This is a genomic window from Kitasatospora sp. NPDC058243, assembly GCF_042882025.1.
In the GTDB taxonomy this organism is placed as follows: domain Bacteria; phylum Actinomycetota; class Actinomycetes; order Streptomycetales; family Streptomycetaceae; genus Kitasatospora.
This window is the reverse complement of sequence record NZ_JBHVWW010000004.1, coordinates 115,388-136,332: the sequence shown is the minus strand read 5'-3', so window position 1 is coordinate 136,332 and position 20,945 is coordinate 115,388. Positions and strand designations below refer to the sequence as shown.

Annotated in this window: 18 protein-coding genes; 2 read left to right on the top strand and 16 right to left on the bottom strand. The window is 72.5% G+C overall.

Going from position 1 to position 20,945, the window contains the following annotated elements; all coding sequences use genetic code 11:
* Positions 1–181: 181 nt before the first annotated feature.
* The 12 genes from ACFVX9_RS04850 to ACFVX9_RS04795 form a co-directional block, all read right to left on the bottom strand.
* A complete protein-coding gene (locus ACFVX9_RS04850; protein WP_380374595.1) occupies positions 182–775 on the bottom strand; it encodes a hypothetical protein in 594 nt (197 codons plus the stop codon).
* A gap of 192 nt (positions 776–967) precedes the next feature.
* Positions 968–1,738, bottom strand: coding sequence for an ABC transporter permease (locus ACFVX9_RS04845; RefSeq protein WP_380335114.1), 771 nt, complete (start codon positions 1,736–1,738; stop codon positions 968–970).
* Complete coding sequence (locus ACFVX9_RS04840) at positions 1,735–2,661, bottom strand: ATP-binding cassette domain-containing protein (RefSeq protein ID WP_380479628.1); 927 nt, start codon at positions 2,659–2,661, stop codon at positions 1,735–1,737. The genes ACFVX9_RS04845 and ACFVX9_RS04840 overlap by 4 nt, the downstream gene beginning before the upstream one ends.
* A complete protein-coding gene (locus ACFVX9_RS04835; protein ID WP_380374598.1) occupies positions 2,661–3,497 on the bottom strand; it encodes a DUF4097 domain-containing protein in 837 nt (278 codons plus the stop codon). The genes ACFVX9_RS04840 and ACFVX9_RS04835 overlap by 1 nt, the downstream gene beginning before the upstream one ends.
* A gap of 132 nt (positions 3,498–3,629) precedes the next feature.
* Positions 3,630–4,205 (bottom strand): YlcI/YnfO family protein, encoded by a 576-nt coding sequence (locus tag ACFVX9_RS04830; RefSeq protein ID WP_380335120.1) that lies wholly within the window; start codon positions 4,203–4,205, stop codon positions 3,630–3,632.
* A gap of 159 nt (positions 4,206–4,364) precedes the next feature.
* Positions 4,365–5,432, bottom strand: a complete 1,068-nt coding sequence (locus ACFVX9_RS04825; RefSeq protein ID WP_380335122.1) for an adenosine deaminase — start codon at positions 5,430–5,432, stop codon at positions 4,365–4,367.
* A 64-nt stretch (positions 5,433–5,496) separates the two neighbouring features.
* Complete coding sequence (locus ACFVX9_RS04820) at positions 5,497–6,792, bottom strand: DUF445 domain-containing protein (RefSeq protein ID WP_063349233.1); 1,296 nt, start codon at positions 6,790–6,792, stop codon at positions 5,497–5,499.
* Between the two features lie 248 nt (positions 6,793–7,040).
* On the bottom strand, positions 7,041–8,336 hold the full coding sequence (locus tag ACFVX9_RS04815; protein ID WP_380479686.1) for a nucleotide sugar dehydrogenase: 1,296 nt from the start codon (positions 8,334–8,336) through the stop codon (positions 7,041–7,043).
* 108 nt (positions 8,337–8,444) lie between these two features.
* Positions 8,445–9,677: a glycosyltransferase family 2 protein gene (locus ACFVX9_RS04810; protein ID WP_387980392.1), complete on the bottom strand. Its 1,233-nt coding sequence runs from the start codon at positions 9,675–9,677 to the stop codon at positions 8,445–8,447.
* 129 nt (positions 9,678–9,806) lie between these two features.
* Positions 9,807–10,766 carry an ATP-binding cassette domain-containing protein gene (locus tag ACFVX9_RS04805; RefSeq protein ID WP_387980390.1) on the bottom strand — a complete coding sequence of 320 codons (960 nt, stop codon included), beginning with the start codon at positions 10,764–10,766 and terminating at the stop codon, positions 9,807–9,809.
* Positions 10,767–10,816: 50 nt separating this feature from the next.
* A complete protein-coding gene (locus ACFVX9_RS04800) occupies positions 10,817–11,644 on the bottom strand; it encodes an ABC transporter permease (RefSeq protein ID WP_380479622.1) in 828 nt (275 codons plus the stop codon).
* Entirely contained in the window at positions 11,637–12,446 is an 810-nt protein-coding gene (locus ACFVX9_RS04795) for an ABC transporter permease (RefSeq protein ID WP_387980454.1), read from the bottom strand. Before ACFVX9_RS04795 ends, ACFVX9_RS04800 begins: the two co-directional genes overlap by 8 nt.
* A 331-nt stretch (positions 12,447–12,777) precedes the next feature.
* Between ACFVX9_RS04795 and ACFVX9_RS04790 the strand changes: the two genes are divergently transcribed.
* On the top strand, positions 12,778–15,144 hold the full coding sequence (locus tag ACFVX9_RS04790; RefSeq protein WP_387980388.1) for a transglycosylase domain-containing protein: 2,367 nt from the start codon (positions 12,778–12,780) through the stop codon (positions 15,142–15,144).
* 80 nt (positions 15,145–15,224) lie between these two features.
* Here the strand turns inward: ACFVX9_RS04790 and ACFVX9_RS04785 are convergent, their stop codons facing one another.
* The 3 genes from ACFVX9_RS04785 to ACFVX9_RS04775 all read right to left on the bottom strand — a co-directional run bounded on the left by ACFVX9_RS04785 (position 15,225) and on the right by ACFVX9_RS04775 (position 17,437).
* Positions 15,225–16,403 (bottom strand): winged helix DNA-binding domain-containing protein, encoded by a 1,179-nt coding sequence (locus ACFVX9_RS04785; protein ID WP_387980386.1) that lies wholly within the window; start codon positions 16,401–16,403, stop codon positions 15,225–15,227.
* Positions 16,404–16,527: 124 nt separating this feature from the next.
* On the bottom strand, positions 16,528–16,830 hold the full coding sequence (locus ACFVX9_RS04780) for a co-chaperone GroES (protein WP_079136310.1): 303 nt from the start codon (positions 16,828–16,830) through the stop codon (positions 16,528–16,530).
* A gap of 265 nt (positions 16,831–17,095) precedes the next feature.
* A complete protein-coding gene (locus ACFVX9_RS04775; RefSeq protein ID WP_063349226.1) occupies positions 17,096–17,437 on the bottom strand; it encodes a DUF3618 domain-containing protein in 342 nt (113 codons plus the stop codon).
* A gap of 146 nt (positions 17,438–17,583) precedes the next feature.
* Between ACFVX9_RS04775 and bcp the strand changes: the two genes are divergently transcribed.
* On the top strand, positions 17,584–18,060 hold the full coding sequence (gene bcp / locus ACFVX9_RS04770; RefSeq protein WP_063349225.1) for a thioredoxin-dependent thiol peroxidase: 477 nt from the start codon (positions 17,584–17,586) through the stop codon (positions 18,058–18,060).
* A gap of 125 nt (positions 18,061–18,185) precedes the next feature.
* Here the strand turns inward: bcp and ACFVX9_RS04765 are convergent, their stop codons facing one another.
* Positions 18,186–20,675: a chitinase C-terminal domain-containing protein gene (locus tag ACFVX9_RS04765; RefSeq protein WP_387980452.1), complete on the bottom strand. Its 2,490-nt coding sequence runs from the start codon at positions 20,673–20,675 to the stop codon at positions 18,186–18,188.
* Positions 20,676–20,945 lie beyond the last annotated feature (270 nt).

Here is a 20,945-nt window from a genome sequence, read left to right as displayed (position 1 = left end):
GCGTAGCCCAGCGCCTCCAGCCGGGCCCGGGGAGGGTTCCGGGGTCACCCCGCCCCGCCCCGCCGCCGTTTCGTTGCGGCGTTGAGCCATGGCCCGTCGAAAAACCTTTTTTTTCACCACCCGACCCCCCCCCCCTTCCCCCTCCCCCCACCGCTCCCCTCAGCTCTACCGGCCTCCCGGCCTACCGGGGCGCCGGGCCCTGCCGGCTCGGCCGGCCGTCCGGGTCGAGGGTGAACACCACGGTCTCGGTCCCCTTCACCCCGGTCACAGCGATCCGGTCCGGCCCGGACCAGTCGACCCTGCCGAACTCGCCGCCACGGATGTCCCATTCGCCCAGTTCCCAGTGGCGGGCGGACCAGCCGCTGCCGGTCAACAGCTCGACCCGGTAGATCGGGTCGATCGAGAAGGCGACGTCGGTCACGGTCAGCACGCGGTCCGGGCGCTCCGGGTGGCTCTTCCGGCTGACGGGCTGCCCGTCGCGGTCGAGCAGCAGCGACAGGAGCACGGCCAACCCCCCGAGGAAGACGAGCGACACCAGGGCGGCCGCGCAGCCGACCTGCGACCACCAGGTGCGGAACTCGAACTGGATCACCAGCGAGACCACGGCCAGCGCGACGGTGGCGCCGAGCAGCGGCAGCGGGTGGTTGAGCCAGCGCTCGACCTCCACCAGCCCACCTGAGAACGAGGCCTGATAGCCCGGCAGATAGACGAGGAGCGCCGCCAGCGCCACACCTCTGAGCCACCACACGATCCGCTTGCGACGTGCCGCCGTCATGCGCCCCTCCCCAGGGTGAGCCTTTGCCCGGACTTTACTACCGGATGTCCGGCGGTTGGGGCTCCGGTCGGCTCCGGCCCAGGCCTGGGGCGTCCACCGGTACCGGCCACGACTCAGGACCGGCCACGACGCCGGGAGGCCCGGGCGGACATCGCTGTCCACCCGGGCCTCCCGCTACCGGCCGTACCCCCGTCACCGCCGGTAGAAGACGCTCCTCGACCAGAAGTAGCCGATCAGCGTCAGCCCGGTGCACCACGCCAGCGCGCTCCAGGCGCTGTTGCCGATCGGGGTGCCCATCAGCAGCCCCCGCAGGGTCTCGATGATCGGCGTGAACGGCTGGTACTCGGCGAACCACCGCAGGGCGGTCGGCATCGAGTCGGGCGGGACGATGGCGCTGCCGATGAAGGGCAGGAACTGAATCGGCATCGGCAGGTTGCTGGCGCTCTCCACCGTCTTGGCGACCAGCCCGATGCCCGCCGATATCCAGGTCAGCGCGATGGTGACGAACAGCAGCAGTCCGACGGCCGCCAGCCATTCCACCAGCCCGGCGTTGGGCCGGAAGCCCATCGCGAGGGCCGCGCCGACCACCAGGACCAGGCCGAGCATGGTCTGTATCACGCTGCCGACCACGTGCCCGGCCAGGAAGGCCGAGCGCGATATCGCCATCGTGCGGAAGCGGTTGACGATGCCTTCCGTCATGTCGACGCAGACCCCGATCGCCGTGACCAGCGACCCCGAGGCGGCCGCCATCAGCAGGATGCCGGGCGTCACGTAGTCGATGTAGCTGCCGCCGCCGATGCCCGCGCCGAGCGCGCCGCCGTAGGCGTAGTTGAACAGCAGCAGCATCATGACCGGCATGATCACGACCGCGAAGGTCAGGGACGGGTACCGCAGCGCGTGCTTGAGGTTGCGTCGCAGCATGGTCAGCGAGTCACTGACCGCGTAGCTCACCGAAGCGCTCATCGGACGCTCTCCCCGGTCAGGGTGAGGAACACGTCGTCCAGATCGGCCGTCTCCACGACCAGCGACTCGGCCCGGACCGAGGCGTTGTCGAGCGCGTCCAGCACCGCCTTCACGGTGACCACGGAGTTGTCCCCCGGGATGTCCAGCCGCAGCGCCTCGGTGTCGACCGCCGCGTAGTCGAACAGCCCGGCGGCAGCCCCCAGTTGGGCCGCGTCCGCGAACTGGAGCCGGATCCGCCCGCCGGGGACGATCCGCTTCAGCTCGTCCGCCGTGCCCTCGGCGACGATCCGCCCGCCGTCCAGGACGGCGATCCGGTCGGCGAGTTCGTCGGCCTCGTCCAGGTACTGGGTGGTGAGGAAGATCGTCACCCCGTGGTCGGCGACCAGTCCCCGGATGATCTCCCACATCGTCCGCCGACTGCGCGGGTCCAGCCCGGTGGTCGGCTCGTCGAGGAAGATCACCCGCGGATCGCCGACCAGCGTCATCGCCAGGTCGAGCTTGCGCCGCATGCCGCCGGAGAAGGTGACGACCGGCTTGCGCGCCGCCTCCGTGAGGTCGAACCGCCGCAGCAGTTCCTCGGCCCGCCTCCGCCCCTCCCGACGGGGGAGGTGGTTGAGGTCCGCCATCAGCAGCAGGTTCTCCTCGGCGGTGAGCAGGTTGTCCACCGCCGAGAACTGGCCGGTGACACCGATCGCCGCCCGCACCCCGGAGGCCTGCTCGACCACGTCGTGCCCGGCCACCCGGGCCACCCCGCCGTCGGCCGGGATCAGGGTGGAGAGGATCTGCACGGTGGTGGTCTTGCCGGCGCCGTTCGGCCCGAGCAGGGCGAACACGCTGCCCGCCGGAATCTCCAGGTCGATGCCGTTCAGCACGGCCTTGTCGCCGTAGGACTTGGTCAGTCCGACTGCCGAGATCGCCGCCATCACGCCCTCCGGATCACGACGTCGCCGAGCTGGGTGCGGCCGCGGACCTCGACGGTCTCCCGGGCGTCGCCCGGGCCCTGCGTCGCACCGAGGGCGTTGCGCACGGTGCCGACCTTGCTGTGCACGTCGAGCCAGGCCGCCGTGCCCTCCGCGATGCCGACCTCCAAGTCCCCCAGGGAGGTCTGCATGGTGACCTGGCCGCGCTCCACCCGGCCGATCCGGATCGGGCCGTGCGCCGTCTTGGCGTCCACCCCGGCGTGGGCGGTGCCGACCTCGATCCGGCCGAAGGAGGAGCTGGCCTTGAGCGCCCCGTGGACCTCGCGGACCTCCGTGTCGCCGTTGCTGTTCTTGACCGTCAGCGTGCCCCCGACCGTGCCGACCGCGACCCGGCCGAGCCCGGAGACCTCCGCGTCCCCGGCGACCGAGTCCACCCGGACCTCCCCGTGGTCGGTCTTGAGCCGCGCGCTCGCAGCCTGCTCGACCTGGATCCGGCCGAGCGAGGTCTTCAGCCGGCAGTCGCCGAGCGGGCCCTCGGCGACGAAGGTGGCCATCGGGGCGTCGGCGTTGACCTCGGAGCCCGCCGGCAGCTCGATCAGGATGTCGATCGAGCCGATCCGGCCGAACGGCGAGCGCTTCTTCGGGCCCTTGAGGGTGAACCGGCCGCCGGCGTAGTCGACCTGGGTCTGCTGGGCGGCCTTGACGTCCGCCTCCTCGGCGGGGTTGGCGGGCTTGACCTCGACCACGGTGTCGGTGCGCTTGCTCGCGCTGATCCGCACCGAGCCGATCTCGAATTCGAGGGTGGCGGAGATCGGTCCGTCGGTCTCGTACGTAGGCATGGCTGTCCCGTCCTCTTGACTCTGATGGGTGTTCCCGCTGGTCGGAGCGGGGGTGACGTCGTTGCGGATGGAGCGCGGATGGAGCGGATGGAGCGGGTCTGGCAGGCGGAGCGGATGGAGCGGGCGGAAGCGTCAGTGGACCCAGCCGGTGAAGCCCTGGCCGCCGCGGCGCGGGCGGACCGTCGGCTGGGGGGCCGGTGCGGCGGCCGGGCGGGCGGCCGGCTCGCCGGCCTCCAGCGCGCCGGCGACGGCCCGGACCAGCCAGGCGTTGAGGGAGAGGCCCTCCTGCCCGGCGGCCTCCTCCGCCCGGGCCTTGAGGTGGGCGGGCAGGCGCAGGTTGATCCGGGCGGTGCCCGTCTCGTCCGACTCCGGCACCACTGGCGGCGCCACTGGCACCACCGATGCCACCATCGGCGCCATCGGTGGCACCACGGGCGGCACATCACCGTGGAAGGCGTCGGTGCCGGGCGGTACGGTGACCACGAACTCGGGATCGAGCCCGCGCAGCCGCACGTCCACCGAGCCGGGGGCGAGCTCGCGGGTCACTTCGCCCATCGCGGCCGAGAGCGCGTTGAGCAGGGTGAGCCGCACGGCCGAATCCAGCGGCAGCGTCAGCCGCTCGGCCAGCGCGCGGGCTTCGTCCCCGCCCGTGCCCGCGGCCACCGCGAGCTCGTTCCGAAGGTTTTCGACGTACGGCGTGAGGTCCATGGCTTCAGCATGGCACAGCAGTGGTGCCATGTCGAGCCATTAATGGCGCCACTTTGGCACCATGTCCGAATGGGGACAGAAAACCGCCCCGCCGGCAGCTGCCGGCGGGGCGGTTCACGGGGCACTTCACAGGGCGTCCACCAGGGCGGACGCCGGGAATCAGGCCTTCCAGCCCGCCAGGTACGCGTCGATCTCGCCCGCCAGCCGCGCCTTGCCCGCCACGTCCAGGAAGGACGCCTCGACCGCGTTGCGCGCCAGCGCCGCCACCCCGGACTCGTCCAGGCCCAGCAGCCGCGCCGCGACGGCGTACTCGGCGTTGAGGTCGGTGCCGAACATCGGCGGGTCGTCGCTGTTGATGGTGACCAGCAGCCCGGCGTCCACCATCCGCTTGATCGGGTGCTCCTCGATCCGCTCCACCGCCCGGGTGGCGATGTTGGAGGTCGGGCAGACCTCCAGCGGGATCCGGTGCTCGCCCAGGTGGTCCAGCAGCGCCGGGTCCTTCACCGACTGCGTGCCGTGCCCGATGCGCTCGGCGCCGAGCACCCGGATCGCGTCCCAGACCGTCTCCGGCCCGGTGGTCTCGCCCGCGTGCGGGACGCTGCGCAGGCCGGCCGCCCGCGCCCGGTCGAAGTAGGGCTTGAACTGCGGGCGCGGCACGCCGATCTCCGGGCCGCCGAGGCCGAAGCTGACCAGGCCCTCGGGGGCCAGGTCGACGGCGAGCCGGGCGGTCTCCTCGGCGGCCTCCAGGCCGGCCTCGCCGGGGATGTCGAAGCACCAGCGCAGTACGACCCCGAGCTCCTTCTCGGCGCGCAGCCGGGCGTCCTCGATCGCCTCCATGAAGGCGACGTCCGGGATGCCCCGCTTGACCGAGGAGTACGGGGTGATGGTCAGTTCGGCGTACCGGATGTTCTGGCGCGCCATGTCCTCGGCCACGCCGTAGGTGAGCGCGCGGACGTCCTCGGCGTCGCGGATCAGGTCCACGACGCTCAGGTAGACGTCGATGAAGTGCGCGAAGTCGGTGAAGGTGAAGTACTCGGCGAGCGCCGCCGGGTCGACCGGCACCTTCGAGCGGCCGCGGTGGCGGGCCGCCAGCTCGGCGACGACGCGCGGCGAGGCCGAGCCCACGTGGTGGACGTGCAGCTCCGCCTTGGGCATCCCGGCGATGAACGCCTCGATGCCCCCCTGGCCACTGGGGTTTCCGATCCGACTTCCGTCCGGCTGGACCACGGTGGTTCCCTACTTCCTCTACGCGCGTACCGACAGGTGCTGGCAAGGATAGGCCGCCCCGGGGTCAGCCTCCGAGGGCGGTCGCGACGGTGTGGATGAGCAGCCCGGCCATGGCGCCGACCACGGTGCCGTTGATCCGGATGAACTGCAGGTCGCGGCCCACGTTGGCCTCGATCTTGCGGGAGGCGTCGTCGGCGTCCCAGCCCGCCACCGTCTCGGAGATCAGCGAGGTGATCTCGGCGCGGTAGGTGTCGACCAGGTACTGGGCGGCGTCCTGCAGCCAGCCGTCCACCTTGGCCTGGAGCTTGGCGTCGGTGGCCAGGCGCGCGCCGAAACTGCTCACGCCCTCGCGGATGCGCCGGCGCAGTTCGCTGTCCTCGTCCTCGGCCGCGTTCACCACCAGGGTGCGGACGGCCGCCCAGGTGGAGGCGATCAGGTCCTGCACCTCGGGCCGGGCCAGCAGTTCCACCTTGGCCCGCTCCACCCGGGCGATGGTCTCCGGGTCGGTCTGCAGTTCGGTCGCGAAGTCGGCGAGGAAGTTGTCGATGGCGCCGCGGGCCGGGTGGTCCGGGTCGTCCCGGATGTCGGTGACGAACCGCATCAGCTCCTTGTAGACCCGCTCGCCGACCTGGTTGTCGAGGAACTTGGGCGTCCAGCCCGGGGTCTTCTGGGTGACCCGCTGGACCACCTCCTCGTGGTTGGCCGTCAGCCAGCCGTGCGCCCGGACGGCCACCAGGTCGACCACGCCGTGGTGCCCGCCGTCCGCGACCACCTTGCCCAGCATCCGGCCCATCGGCTCGGCCACCGAGGTGGCCGCCGCCCGCCTGGTCACCGCCTCGGCGACGACCGCCTGCACGTCGTCGTCCCGGAGCACCGCGAGCACCCCGCGCAGCGCCGCCGAGGCCTCCTTGGTGACCCGCTCGGCGCTGCCCGGCGCGGCCAGCCACTCCCCCAGCCGCCGGGCGATGCCCAGCGACGCGAGGCGGCCGCGCACCACGTGACCGGAGAGGAAGTTGTCGCCGACGAAGTCGCCGAGCGAGCGCCCGAAGGCGTCCTTCTTGGTCGGGATGATCGCGGTGTGCGGGATCGGCAGGCCCAACGGGCGGCGGAACAGCGCCGTCACGGCGAACCAGTCGGCCAGCGCGCCGACCATGCCCGCCTCGGCGGCCGCCGCCACGTACCCGGCCCAGGAGCCGGCGCCGGCCGCCTTGGCCCAGGTGGCGAGGGCGAAGACCAGGCTCGCGAAGGCCAGCAGGCCGGTCGCGATGGTCTTCATCCGGCGGACGCCATGTCTCTTCTGCTCGTCGGCGGCGGTGAACCGGACCCCGGGGCCCGTACCGCTGAAGGCTTCGTCACTCACCCCGCCAGTCTGCCCGCTGCCCGGCGCGGGTGAGAGCGCGCCCCGCGATCACGCGCCTGGTTGCGCGCCCGGGCACGCCTCGCGCACAGCCAGGCGCACGCCCTGTGCCCGCCCACTCACGCCGCGTGCGGTACGCCGTGCCCGCCGACGCGGCGAGCCGCACGCCCCGCACGCCCCGCACCACGCGTCCTCGGGCCCTGAACCGCAGCCCCCTCAGGCCCCGCCCAGCACGATCAGGCCCAGCACGATCAGGCCCCGCCCAGCACGATCCGCCGCACCCCCTCGACCGCCCACACCGCCGGATCCGTGCACCGCCGCCCGTCCAGCAGCACCCGCACCCCCGGCAGGTCCTCCGGTGCCAGCCCCCGGTACTCCGGGTGGTCCGCCTGGAGCACCGCCGCCACCACCGGCTCCCCCTCGTACGGGGGCAGCCCGAGCGCCGCCAGTTCCCCGCCCCCGTACAGCGGATCGCTGACGTACGGCCGCGCCCCCGCCGCCCGCACCGCCTCGACCAGCGGGAACACCCCGGAGTACGCCGTCTCCTTGACCCCGCCCCGGTACGCCGCCCCGAGCACCAGCACGCCCTGCCCGGCGATCCCGCCCGCCAGCGCGCCGTCCAGCAACCCGACCGCGTACCCGGGCATCTCCAGGTTGGCCTCCCGGGCGGCCCGCACGACCGTCGCACCCGGGTCGTTCCACAGGTACAGCCGCGGGTACACCGGGATGCAGTGCCCGCCGACCGCGATGCCGGGCCGGTGCAGGTGGCTGTACGGCTGCGAGTTGCACGCGTCGGCGATCTCCGCGAAGTCCACCCCGACCCGGTCGGCGTACCGGGCGAACTGGTTGGCGAGCGCGATGTTGACGTCCCGGTAGGTGGTCTCGGCGAGCTTGGCGAACTCCGCCGCCTCCACCGAGGCCAGCTCCCAGACGCCGTTGGGCCGGGGCAGGTCGGGGCGCGGGTCGAAGTCCAGCGCGGCCCGGTAGAACTCGGCGCCGCGCCGGGTCGAGGCGGCGTCCACGCCGCCGACCAGCTTGGGGTAGCGCCGCAGGTCGGCGAAGACCCGCCCGGTGCGGACCCGCTCCGGGCTGAACACCAGCGCGAAGTCCGCCCCGGCGGCCAGCCCGGAGCCGGCCGCCAGCCGGGGCGCCCAGCGGCCCCGGGTGACGCCGACCGGCAGGGTGGTCTCGTAGCTGACCAGGGTGCCCCGGCGCAGCCCGGCGGCGACGGCGTCGGTGGCCGCGTCGAGCAGGCCGAAGTCCGGGGTGCCGTCGGCGGCGGTGACCAGCGGGACGACCAGCACCACGGCCTCGGCGGCGGCGACGGCGGCCGTGGTGTCGGTGGTGGCCCGCAGCCGCCCCTCGGCGACCACCCGCTTCAGCGCCTCGTCCAAACCCGCCTCCCGGGGGAACGGCGGCACGCCCTGGTTGACGCTGTGGACGACCCCGGGGGCGATGTCCGCCCCCGTCACCCGGTGCCCCTTCAGCGCGAACTGCACGGCCAGCGGCAGGCCCAGCTTGCCCAGCCCGACCACGCAGACGTCCATCGCCCGGCTCATCCCCGCACCCCGTTCATCCTCGCGTCCCGTTCATCCCCGCGTCCCCTCTCCTCCGGGGCGCCCGGCCTCCGGCGGCCCCGGCCTCCGGGGCCCCGCTCACCCCCGGCCCCCGTTCACCGTGTTGGCGAGCCGGCGCCACACCGGGTAGCGCCGCAGCCCGCGCCGCAGCTGGGCCGGCACGGCGCCGCGCCACACCTGCTGGGCCAGGTTGAGCGGCGGGACCTCCACCGGCAGCCGCACCGGCTCCTCGCCCAGCAGGAACAACTCGTCCGGCAGGCCCAGCCGGGCGTCCCGGAACGCCGGGTAGCCCGCGTAGTGCCGCCGCCCGTCGACGACCACCGGCGGGTCGCCGTGCGCGGCCTCGTACCGGATCAGGTCCCGCAGCGCCTCCGGCCGGACGGCGGCGGCGAGTTCGAGCCGCAGCCGCTCGGCGACGGGCAGCCGCGGGTAGACCGCTCGGGCGTCGAAGCGCTCGATCAGCCGGCCGACCTCGGCGCAGACCTGCTCCTGCACGGCGTCGTCGAGCAACAGGAAGTCGTCCTGGAGCAGCCGCGGCACGTCCCAGGCGAAACTGCGGGCCCGGATCGCGTCCAACTCCCCGCCGGGCTCGGCCAGATCGGCGGCGACCTGCTGCAATGCCGCGATCCCGCGCAACCGGTCCAGCACCCCGGCCCGCTGGGTGACGTTGCCCAAGTCCTCACGCAGCACCAGGAAGTAGCAGTCGTAGTCGGCGAGGACGGACACCCGGCCGGCCCGCAGGCAGGCCTCCAGAGTGAACGGCTGGTCCGAGAAGACCTTCAACTCCTCGTCGCGGCGCAGCCCGTGGCGCCGGACGAGGTCCATCCGGAACAGCTTGGTGTCGGACAGCGCCCAGGCCAGCGCCGAGTCGGTGAAGCCGACGGACTCGGCGTTGGCGTGGAAGATCCCCTGCGGCACCAGCCGCCCGTTCACCCCGACCTGCTTGGGCACCAGCACGTCCGAACCCCAGGCGTCGGCCGCCGTGACCAGCCGCTCCAGCGCCTCGGCGCCGAGCCAGTCGTCCGCGCCGAGGAACAGCACGTAGCGGCCTCGGGCCAGCGCCAGGCCCCGGTTGGTGGGGGCCGCCGGGCCGCCCGAGTTGGGCTGGTGCACCACCCGGAACAGCCCGGGGTGGCGGGCGGCGTAGTCGTCCAGGACGGCCTCGCCGCCGTCCGTGGAGCCGTCGTCGACGACCACCACCTCCAGCCGCCCGGGCGCCAGGGTCTGCCCGACCAGCGAGTCCAGGCAGGCGGTGAGGTAGGGCATGGTGTTGTAGACCGCGACCACCACGGTCACATCGGGTCCGGTCATCGAGAAGCGCTGCCCTCCGGTGTGCTGTTCGCCGAGCGATGCAACGTCAACTCGGCTGCCCGCCGGGGAGTCACGTGCCCTCCCCGGACGGGTGACAGCGCCCGAACACACGTTCAGCGTTCGGGAGGGTCAGCCGATCGCCACCTCCGTGTACATCCGCGCGATCACGTCCTCGATCGCCGGCTCGCGCACCGACAGGTCCACCAGCGGATAGCGCGCGGCCACCGCCGCCACGATCGGCGCGGCGCTCTGCTGCGCCGGGAAGGCCAGCCACTGCCGGGGCCCCTCGACCTTCACCACCCGGGCGCCGGCCACCTCGATCGCGGGCCGGGCCTCGGCCAGGTCGACCACCAGGGTGCGCTCGCTGCGCCCGGTGGCGTGCAGGCCGTCCAGCCCGCCGTCGTAGACGACCCGGCCGTGGTCGATCACCATCACCCGGCCGCAGAGCTGCTCGATGTCGGTCAGGTCGTGCGTGGTGAGCAGCACGGTGGTGCCCCGGTCCCGGTTCACCTCGCGCAGGAACTCGCGCACCTCCCCCTTGCTGACCACGTCCAGGCCGATGGTCGGCTCGTCCAGGTAGAGCACCTGCGGGTCGTGCAGCAGCGCCGCCGCGAGGTCGCCGCGCATCCGCTGGCCGAGCGAGAGCTGGCGGACGGGGGTGTCCAGCAGCCCTTCCAGGTCGAGCAGTTCGACGCAGCGGGCGAGGTTCTCGCGATATCGGCGGTCGGGGATGCGGTAGATCCGGCGGGCGAGTTCGAAGGAGTCGCACAGCGGGAGGTCCCACCAGAGCGTGGTGCGCTGGCCGAAGACGACGCCGATCCGGCGGGCCAGCGCGACGCGTTCGCGGGCCGGGTCCACTCCGGCGACGCGCAGCCGCCCGCCGCTGGGCACGAGGATGCCGGTGAGCATCTTGATGGTGGTCGACTTGCCGGCGCCGTTGGGGCCGATGTAGCCGACGCACTCGCCGGCCTCGACGGTGAAGCTCAGCCCGTCCACCGCGCGCACCTCGCGCTTGACCCGGCTGAAGCGGCCGGTGCGGGCCCGCACGGTGAAGGTGCGGCGGACGTCCTCGAGTTCGATCAGTGCCATGGGGGTTCCTTGCGTAGGAGGGGGGTTCAGCTACCGGTGCCCCGGTAGGTTCAGCTGCCGGTGCCGCGGTAGGCGCGCAGTCCGGCCCGCCAGGCGAGCCCGGCGGCGGCGACGCAGAGCGCGGCGGCGAGCGGGGAGGCGTACTGGAAGGCGGTGGGCAGGCCGAGCGGGTCGGGCCGGCCGAGGACGTGCAGGGCGGGCAGCCAGTTGACGAAGGCCAGCGGGACGCCGAAGACCACGCCGGCCACCAGTTCCTTGGCGAAGATGGTCGGCGGGTAGTGCAGCAGGGTCGCGCCGCCGTAGGTGAAGGAGTTCTGGATCTCCTTGGACTCGCCCCACCAGAACTGCACGGTCGCGCCGCCGACGTAGATCGCGCCGAAGATGACGCTGCCGCAGACCAGCAGGGCGGGCACCAGCAGCACACGGTCCCAGGTCCAGTGGACGTCCAGGGCGGCCAGTGACCAGGCGAGCACGGCCAGTGCCTGGATCGGGCGGCCGAGCCGGCGCAGCGAGAAGCGTTCGGCGCACAGTTGGGCGAGCGCGGGCGCCGGCCGGATCAGCATGGTGTCCAGCGATCCGTTGACGATCCGCACGCCGAGGCCCTCGACCGAGCCGACCAGCAGGTTGGCCACGCCGAGGGCGAAGGTCGCGGTGCCGTAGAGGAAGGCGATCTCCGGCAGGCGCCAGCCGCCCAGCTGGTCGGTGTGCCGGAACATCAGCACCAGGACGACGAAGTCCAGCGAGTGCGTGGCCAGGCTGGCCACCAGGTTCAGGGCGAAGGAGGCCCGGTAGGCCATCATCGAGCGCATCCACATCCGGGCGCACAGCCACCAGGAGCGGACCGCCCACGCGGTGCGGGGCACGATCGGCTCAGCCACCCTGCACCACCACCTTGCGGGTCGCCAGCCACTGGGCGCCCCGGCCCGCGGCGAGCAGGGCGACGGCCCAGGCGAGCTGGAAGCCGAGCGCGCCGAGCAGGCCGGCGCCGGTCGAGCGCTCCAGGAAGACGTCGGTCGGCACCTTCACCAGCGCCGCCCAGGGCAGCACCGCGGCGAGGTCGCCGAGCAGGCCGGGGAAGAGCACGATCGGCAGCAGCATCCCGGAGAAGAACATCGAGACCACCAGCATCACCGAGCGCACCCCGTCCGAGTCGTGCAGCCAGAAGCCGGTGATCGAGGCCAGGAAGCGCAGCCCGAAGCTGACCACCAGCGCGAGCAGCACCGAGAGCAGGAAGACCGCCCAGGTCAGCGGCTGCTCGGGCATCCGGGTGCGGAACACCAGGGCGCCGACGAGCAGCGGCACGGTGCCGCGGACCAGCAGTTGGAAGGCGGCCCGGCCGAGGTCGGTGGCCAGCCACCAGCCCTGGAAGTCGACCGGGCGGTAGAGGTCGACGGCGATGTCCCCGCTGCGGAAGCGGTCCTGGAGGTCGTCCTGGAAGCCGCCGCCCCACACCGCGACGGTGACCAGCAGGGCCTGGCTGACCCAGATGTAGGTGACGGCCTGGCTCTGGTCGTAGCCGCCGAGGCCGGGGCGGGCCTGCCAGAGGGCGAGGAAGGAGGAGGCCAGGATGATGCCGAAGACGGTGTTGGTGAAGGTCCCGGCCAGGGTGGCGGCCCGGTAGGTGGAGTAGCGGCGGAAGGCGCCGCGGGCGACGGCCGCGTAGAGCCCGAGGACGGGCAGGGGTCCGGTGGGATCAGGAGGGCGTGCGGTCCGCGTCTCCGCGGGTGCGAGATTCAGCACATTGTCTCCTTGTCGACAAATACGGGCAGACGGATGCCCGCCGACGTCCGCGCACACCCCAGCGGCTCCGACCGGCCGAACCCGGGGGTACCGGGCCGAACGCGCGGAGCTGACGGAACTGGGTGCGCTGTGCGGGTGCGCCATGCGAGGCGCTACCTGGTTTGCACCTTTCACCGTAGCGCCGAGGACCAGCCGCCGCACCCGGTTTCCCCGAGCACGCCAACCCCCCGACCACCCCCTGATCGGCCATCAAATAGCACATAATCGCGGCATGACCTTGAGCACCCGACGCCAGGCCAAACGAGCCGCCCGCCGCGCGGCCCGCCGAGCCCTCCCCCGCTGGCGCCGGCTCCTGCCCACCTGGCGCATCACGCTCGGCGCCCTCACCGCCGCGCTCCTGCTCACCGCCGGCGCCTTCGCCGTGCTCTACGTCATCGTCCCGGTGCCCGACCCCAACGCCCACGCCGTCGCCCAGAACAACATCTACCTCTACGCCGACGACACCACCGAGATCGCCCGCACCGGCGCCGTCAACCGCACCGACGTCACCATCGACCAGATCCCCCCGCAAACCCAGCACGCCGTCGTCTCCGCCGAGGACCGCACCTTCTACCGCAACCGCGGCATCGACCTCAAAGGCATGCTCCGGGCCGGCTGGAACACCCTCACCGGCAAGGGCACCCAAGGCGGCTCCACCATCACCCAGCAGTACGTCAAGAACTACTACCTGACGCAGGACAAGACCATCGAACGCAAGGGCCGCGAACTCTTCATCGCCCTCAAGGTCGACCAGCAACGCGACAAGCCCGAGATCCTCGCCGGCTACCTCAACAGCAGCTACTTCGGCCGCGGCGCCTACGGCATCCAGAGCGCCGCCCACGCCTACTACGGCGTCGACGTCTCCGCCCTCACCCCCGCCCAGGGCGCCTACCTCGCCTCCCTCCTCCAGGCCCCCAGCAGCTACGACGTCAAGACCGCCACCCCCGCCAACCGCGAGAAGGCCATCGCCCGCTGGCACTACACCCTCGACGGCATGGTCCAACTCGGCTTCCTCACCGACGCCGAACGCACCGCCACCACCTTCCCCGAACCGATCGACCCCCAGCCCGCCACCGGCCTCTCCGGCCAGGCCGGCTACCTCGTCGGCGTCGCCGACGACTACCTCGTCTCCGCCGGCATCATCGACACCGCCACCCTCAAGGCCGGCGGCTGGCGCATCACCACCACCTTCGACAAGCCCAAGCAGGACGCCTTCCACAAGGCCGTCCAGGACGAACTCACCGACGAACTCGACCCCCAGCGCCGCCCCGCCACCGACACCGACGTCCGGGTCGCCGGCGCCTCCGTCGAAGCCGCCACCGGCCGCGTCGTCGCCGTCTACGGCGGCCCCGACTACGCCAAACAGCCCTACAACGACGCCCTGCGCCAGGACAACCAGATCGGCTCCACCTTCAAACCCGTCGACCTCGCCGCCGGCCTCATCGCCCAGCACACCCTCGACGGCCGACCGATCACCCCCGACACCCGCTACGACGGCACCAGCGAACGCCCCGTCACCGGCGGCCCCACCCCCTACGCGCCGCCCAACGAGGACGACGTCGACTACGGCAACATCACCCTGCGCTACGCCATGGTGAAGTCCGTCAACTCCGTGTACGCGCAGGAGGGCGTCGACGCCGGCCTCGCCCGCGTCCGCGACACCGCCGTCAAACTCGGCATCCCCGACAGCGTCCGCGGCATGGACCCGGCCAACACCTCGATGACCCTCGGCACCGCCACCCCCAGCGCCCTCGACCTGGCCGGCGCCTACGCCACCCTCGCCAACCACGGCCAGGCGAACGCCCCCTGGTCCGTCCTCAAACTCGCACGCGTCCACACCGGCGGCGCCGTCGACGCCCCCAAGATGCCCGACCACACCCCCGTCGACGCCATCGACCGGCCCTACGCCGACACCGTCACCGACGTCCTGCGCGACGTCATCGGCCCCCGCGGCACCGGCGCCGCCGCCCTCGACCTCGGCCGCCCCGCCGCCGGCAAGACCGGCACCACCGACTCCAACCTCTCCGCCTGGTTCGCCGGCTACACCCCCGAACTCGCCACCACCGTCGGCCTGTTCCGCGAGAACCCGAAGACCCACGCCAAGGAACCACTGGCCGGCACCGCCGGACTCGCCCGGATCAACGGCGGCACCTTCCCCACCCGGATCTGGACCGCCTACATGAGCGCCGCCCTCGACGGCACCACCACCCAGCAGTTCGACCTCCAGACCGGCCGCGACACCCCCGCCCCCGACTTCAGCCCCAGCAGCAGCGCCACCACCACCCCCAGCCCCACCGCCACCACCCCCACCACCGGCGGCGGCAGCAGCGAGGAACCCCCCAGCAGCACCCCCGTGCCCGACACCCCCACCCACGCCCCCAGCGCGCCCGCCCCGCAGCCCACCACCACCCAGGAACAGCCCAGCCCGCAGGCACCACCCCAGCCCACCACCACCCAGGAGCAGTCCAGCCCCACCCCCCGACCCACCCAGACCCGGCCCACCCACCCGACCACGCCACCCAGCACCACCGGCGCCGCCACCAACCCGGCGACGAGCGCGACACCACCGGCCCAGCGCGCCACCCCGCCGGCCCAGTGAGCCGCTTCACCCGCCGCTGAACCACGCCATCGGCCGGTGAACCGCCCGCCGAGCGGTGAACCGCCCCGCCGGCCGGTGACCTACCCCGCCGCCAACTCCCGCTCCAACGGCGACCGGAACCGCGGCGTCACCCGCACCTCCCCCAGCCAGCCCGCCAGACGCGCCGCCTCCGCCGCGATCGCCGCCCCGGCCTCCGCCCCCACATCACCGAACAACCGCCACACCACCTCGCCGTCCGGCCGCTGCGCCCAGCCGCCCACCACCCGGCCGCACCACCACACCGTCGGCCCGGCGTTGCCCGCCCGGTCGAACAGCGCCGGCACGTCCTCCGGCCGCAGGTACCAGTCCCGCCCCCGCCAGCCCATCACCGTCGGATCCAGCGCCGGCAGCAGCGCCGCCCACGGCTCCGGCTCCGCCACCGGCCCGGCGTCCCCCGGCAGCACCAGCGCCGCCGCCCCGCCCGCCAGCTCCACGTCCTCGGCGCCCACGTCCGCCAGCGCCCGGCGGGTGTCCCCCAGCGTCCAGCCCGTCCACCACTTCACGTCCTCGACGGTCGCCGGGCCGTACCCGGCCAGCCAGCGCCGCACCACCTCCGCCTTCGCCTCCCGCACCGGCGCCTCCGGCCACTGCGGCACCGGCGCCCACGGATAGACGTTGCTCAACCACGACCCGCGCGGACGACCCCGCCGCACGTGCCCGTCCGCGGCCAGCACCCGCAGCAGCCGACTGCCCACGCTCTGCCGGCTCTCGTACGGCTTGCCCGCCGACATCAGCATCGTCTCGCGCAACTCCGGTACGTCGTCCCCGAGTTCCTTGGTCGTCGCCTCGCCGCGCCGGGCCACGGCGGCCAGCACCGCGCGCTCCGCCCCGGCCAGCCGCGCCTCGTCCCAGCCGTCCGCGTGGTCCCGCAGGTGCTTGAGCAGCGTCGCCCGCTCCCTCGCCGCGATCGCCCGCGCCGTCGACGAACTCACGTGCGGCGCGAAGCCCTCCGTCACCGCGAACAGCGTCCGCCGCATCGACAGCAGCTTCACCAGCGTGACGTCCTCGTACAGCGCCCGGTCCACCTCCGCCGCCGACGGCTCCACCAGCCGCGCGCACGCCGACAGGTACACCGTCGCCGGGTCCGACGCGTGCAGCCCCACCAGCGCGTCCGCCACCTGCTCCACCCGCGCCACCCGCACCGACGGCGCCAGCAACTGCCGCCGCCCCACCCGGGCCCGCCGCTCACCCTCGCCGATCACCGGCACACGCCTCGTCATGCCGGGACCCTAGCGCCCACCACCGACAGGCCCCGGCCTAACGCCCGCCACCGGCAGGCCCGGACGCAAGGAGCCGGCCGGGGCACCGCCCCGACCGGCTCACGCCACGCCCGTGCTCAGAGGTTCAGAGGTAGAGCCCGGTCGAGCCCTCCGTGTCGCCGAAGCGGGTCGCCGCCACCGCGTGCAGGTCACGCTCGCGCAGCAGCACGTAGGTGGCGCCGCGGACCTCGACCTCCAGCTTGTCCTCCGGGTCGTACAGGACGCGGTCACCCGGCTCCACCGAGCGGACGCTCTGGCCCACCGCGACGGCCTCCGCCCAGGTGCAGCGCTTGGACAGCTCCGCGGTCGCGGGGATCAGGATGCCGCCGGTCGAGCGGCGCTCACCCTCACTGCCCTCGATCCGCACCAGCACGCGGTCGTGCAGCATCCGGATCGGCAGCTTCTCGCCCAGCCGGTCGTGCCGCGCCGCCTCGTACTCGGGCGCGGCGGAGGAGGCCTGCGGGGTCGGTTCGTCGTTCGTACTCACGATCCCGAAGGTACCGCCCCCGGGCGCGCGGCGTGACGCTGGCCCGGCATGCGGGAAGCCGCGGCACCCACGGGGCCGGGCACACCCCCAGGTCAGGGCACACCTTCCGGCCTGGGCACACCGAAGGCCGGACGCCTCCCGCGCCCGGCCCTCACCCCGCGCCCGTTCAGCCCTTGCGGCGCTTCCGGGCGGAAGCCACCAGCAGCAGCACGCCCACGCCGACCAGCGCGGCCGGGACGATCCGCTCCGTGCGCGGCTGCCCCTTCTCGTCCACGAACTGCGCCCGCACCTTCTCCACCACGCCGTTGGCGGCCACGTACGCCCGGCCGGCCTTCTCCTCGACGGCGGCCACGGCCTTCGCCTTCACCTGGGCGCTGATCGTGCTCGGGTGGACGCGCACGGCCAGCTCGTCCAGGGTGGCCGCCAGCTGGGTGCGGGTCCGGGAGATGTCCGCCTCGATCTGGGCGGTCGTCCGCGCCGACTTGTCCTTCGTGCTCGCCTCGCCCACTCGGGCCACCCCATTCACTTGCTGATGTTGTCCTGTGCGACTGACCCAGTCTGTCAGTTGCCGAGCAGGGCCGCGCGACCCCACCCACCATCGGAGGTAAGTTTGCCGTGCTATGACCGCCCGCCCCAGCAACAGGAGATTTACCCGTGAGTGAGCGTCTCCAGCCCGGCGACACCGCGCCCGCCTTCAGCCTGTCCGACGCCGACGGCAACCAGGTGTCCCTCGCCGACCACCTGGGCCGCAAGGTCATCGTCTACTTCTACCCGGCCGCGCTCACCCCCGGCTGCACCAAGCAGGCCTGCGACTTCACCGACAACCTGGAGGTCCTCGCCGGCGCCGGCTACGACGTCATCGGCGTCTCCCCGGACAAGCCGGAGAAGCTCGGCAAGTTCCGCGAGGCCGAGAACCTCAAGGTCACCCTGGTGTCCGACCCGGACCACCAGGTGCTGGAGGCCTACGGCGCCTACGGCGAGAAGCAGAACTACGGCCGCACCTACGTCGGCGTGATCCGCTCCACCGTGATCGTGGACGAGCAGGGCAAGGTCGAGCGCGCGCTGTACAACGTGAAGGCCACCGGGCACGTCGCCAAGCTGCTGCGCGACCTCAAGGTCGAGACCGCCTGACGCTCGACGGCCTGACGCCCCGGCGCCCGGCGCCCCGCTCGTCTGGCACCTCGCTGAACGAAGCGGTGGCGGCACACCCCCCGACCGGGTGCACCGCCACCGCCGTCTCTCACCTCAGGGCGCCGTCAGCAGGCCCCGAGGTCGCTCCAGACGCCCCACGAGCCGCTGGCCGCTGGGTCGTCGCCCTTGGTCCACCACTTGTTCTGGTAGTAGTGGCCCTTCCACGACACCTTGGTGGTGGCCGCGTAGGTGGTGCCCGCGTCCCAGCTCGGGGCGGCCGTGCAGGCCCCCGTCGTCGGAGTGGCGGTCGCGGTGGCCGTCGCGGTCGGCGAGGCCGTCGCCGTCGGGGAGGCGGTCGCCGTCGGGGAGGCGGTCGCCGTCGGCGAAGCAGTAGCGGTCGCGGTAGGCGTCGGGGTAGGCGTCGGGGTCGGGGTAGGCGTGCCACCGTCCACCGTGCCCCGGGTCAGGTCGCCCTTGAGCCCGTACAGCGTGCCGTTCACGTTGACCGTCCAGTTCGACGGGGTCGAGACCGGCAGGTAGTAGACGAAGTCCAGGTCCACCGAGGCGCCCGGCGCCAGCGACTGCCAGCCCGGCAGCTTGACCGACACCCGGTTGTAGGTGCCCTTCAGGCCGCCCACGTTGCCCGGACCGGGGTTGTCCTGCCGGATGACCTGGAGGCCGAAGCCGGACTGGTCCTTGGCGTTGCCCGGAGCCGAGTTGCTGTAGTCGAACTGGAACTCGGTGCCGCCCGGCAGGGTCGTCGTCGAGTTGTTGACGATGTGGATCTTCGGGTTGATCGGGTAGTTCGAGTCACCCAGCGCGAAGTTGGTGAACGACACGTCGATCGGCAGGGTCTGCTGCGGCAGCGGGACCGTCGAACGGGTCGCGCCGTACGGCGTGGCCGCCTTGAACTTGTCGTACATCAGCGAGGTCAGCGTCGAACCCGGCACGTACTCGCCCTTGCCGCCGTTGGCGCCCGCGTCCCACTTGTAGTCGCCCGCGAGCTCCCAGATCATCGCGCCGCCGGCGCCCTGGTTGACGATGTAGTCCGCCTTGGCACCCACCGACTGCTCGTCCTCGGTGGAGAGGAACACCTTCTTGGCGTCGTTCCACAGCCACGGCGCCACCAGGCTGCTGCTGTAGTTGCGGGCGTAGGTGCCCTGCAGCGCGGTGTCCTTCACGCCGTACTTGGCCAGGTAGTCGGGCAGGATGCCCTTCTCCAGGTTCTTCGCGTGCCACATCGGGTTCGACCCGGCCGGGGACTCCTTGCCCGCGTCGTCCTTGTCGTTCCAGATGTTGTCGATGCCGACCGCGCCGTCACCGCAGGAGGTCAGGCCGGAGCCGACCGGGCAGGTGGTCGCCGCCGCGGTGCCCCACAGGCCGTTGGTGCCGCCCGTGACGTTCTTGAAGCCCCGGGTGTAGTACGGCAGGCCGACGTTGATCCGGCCGCCCGGCATCGCACCGCGGAAGTAGTGGTACGACCAGTCGGCGTTCAGATAGCCGATGCCGCCGTACTGGCCGGTGCCGTACACGTTGGCCGCAGCCAGCTCGCCGTCCTTGCCGTCGTCGAACAGCGAGGCGTTCGGGCCGACGTACTTGTTCCAGGCGCCGTGCAGGTCGTACGACATGATGTTGACGTAGTCCAGGTACTGCGCCACCTGGAAGGTCTCCATGCCGCGCAGCAGGTAGCCGGACGACGGGGCCGCGACCGACAGCAGGTAGTGCCTGCCGTCGGCGGCGCCGGCCCGGTCCAGGTTCTCGCGCAGCGTCTTCATCAGCGCCGCGTAGCCCTTCGCCAGCGAGCCGCGCTTGGAGTTGGCGAGCTGCCAGTCCAGCGGGTTGCCGGCGTCCTTCATCGAGGTCGGGTACTCGTAGTCGACGTCGACGCCGTTGAAACCGTACTTGCGGATGAAGTCGACGGACGAGGCGGCGAAGGTGTCGATGCCGGCCTGGTTGACGCTGCCGTCCGGGTTGACGGTCATCGAGTAGAAGCCGCCGGAGTTGACGCGCTTGCCGTCGTCCCCGAAGTAGCCGCCGGTCTCGGTCCAACCGCCCACCGAGATCAGGGTCTTGACGTTCGGGTACTGCTTCTTGAACTTCGTCAGCAGATTGAAGTGGCCCTTGTAGGGCAGCGTCGGGTCCAACTCGGCGCCGGGCACGCCCGGGAAGGAGATCCCGGTGGCCTCGTTGGTCGGGCCGTCGGTGCCGACGGAGAGCTTGTTGTCACCGCCGACGTGGCCGAACGCGTAGTTGAGGTGGGTGACCTTGTCCCAGGGGATGTCGTTCACCAGGTAGGGCTGGTCGCCGTTCTTGCCGGTGCGCCAGCCGGTGAAGTAGCCGATGATGCGGCGCTGGTGGTCCGCGCCCATCTTCTCGCGGCCGCCGGTGTCGTAGACCGAGCAGTACGGGACGTCCACGCCGGGCGTCTGGTACAGGCCGTCGGGGCGACAGGCCCCGTTGTCGACGGTCGCGGACGCCTGCGAGGGCACCGCGCCCAGCGTCGACAGCAGCAGACCGGCCAGACCGGCCGCCGCCAGCGTGACCGCGCCCGCCCGGGCAGCCGGGCTCTTGCGGCGGAGTGCGGCGGTGGGACGCCGCTCCGCCGTGTTTCGGATCAACACTCGGTCCTCCGGGAGAGAGTGTCGGCGCGTGCCTGTGGGGGAGCACGCACGTGGGGGATTGCAATTGGCGCCGAAGCTATGTGGTCTGAACCACATAGGTCAATAGGTCTGTACCAATTGGTAATCAAACCCCCAACCCCGCCGGTCACCCCACCGACGACAACAAGTCACCCCCTGGCCGAAACCCCGTCACCCGTAACCAAATCCCCCAACGATCGTTCGCACACCGGGGGACGGGCGAACCACTGCCCGAAGGGGAACAAC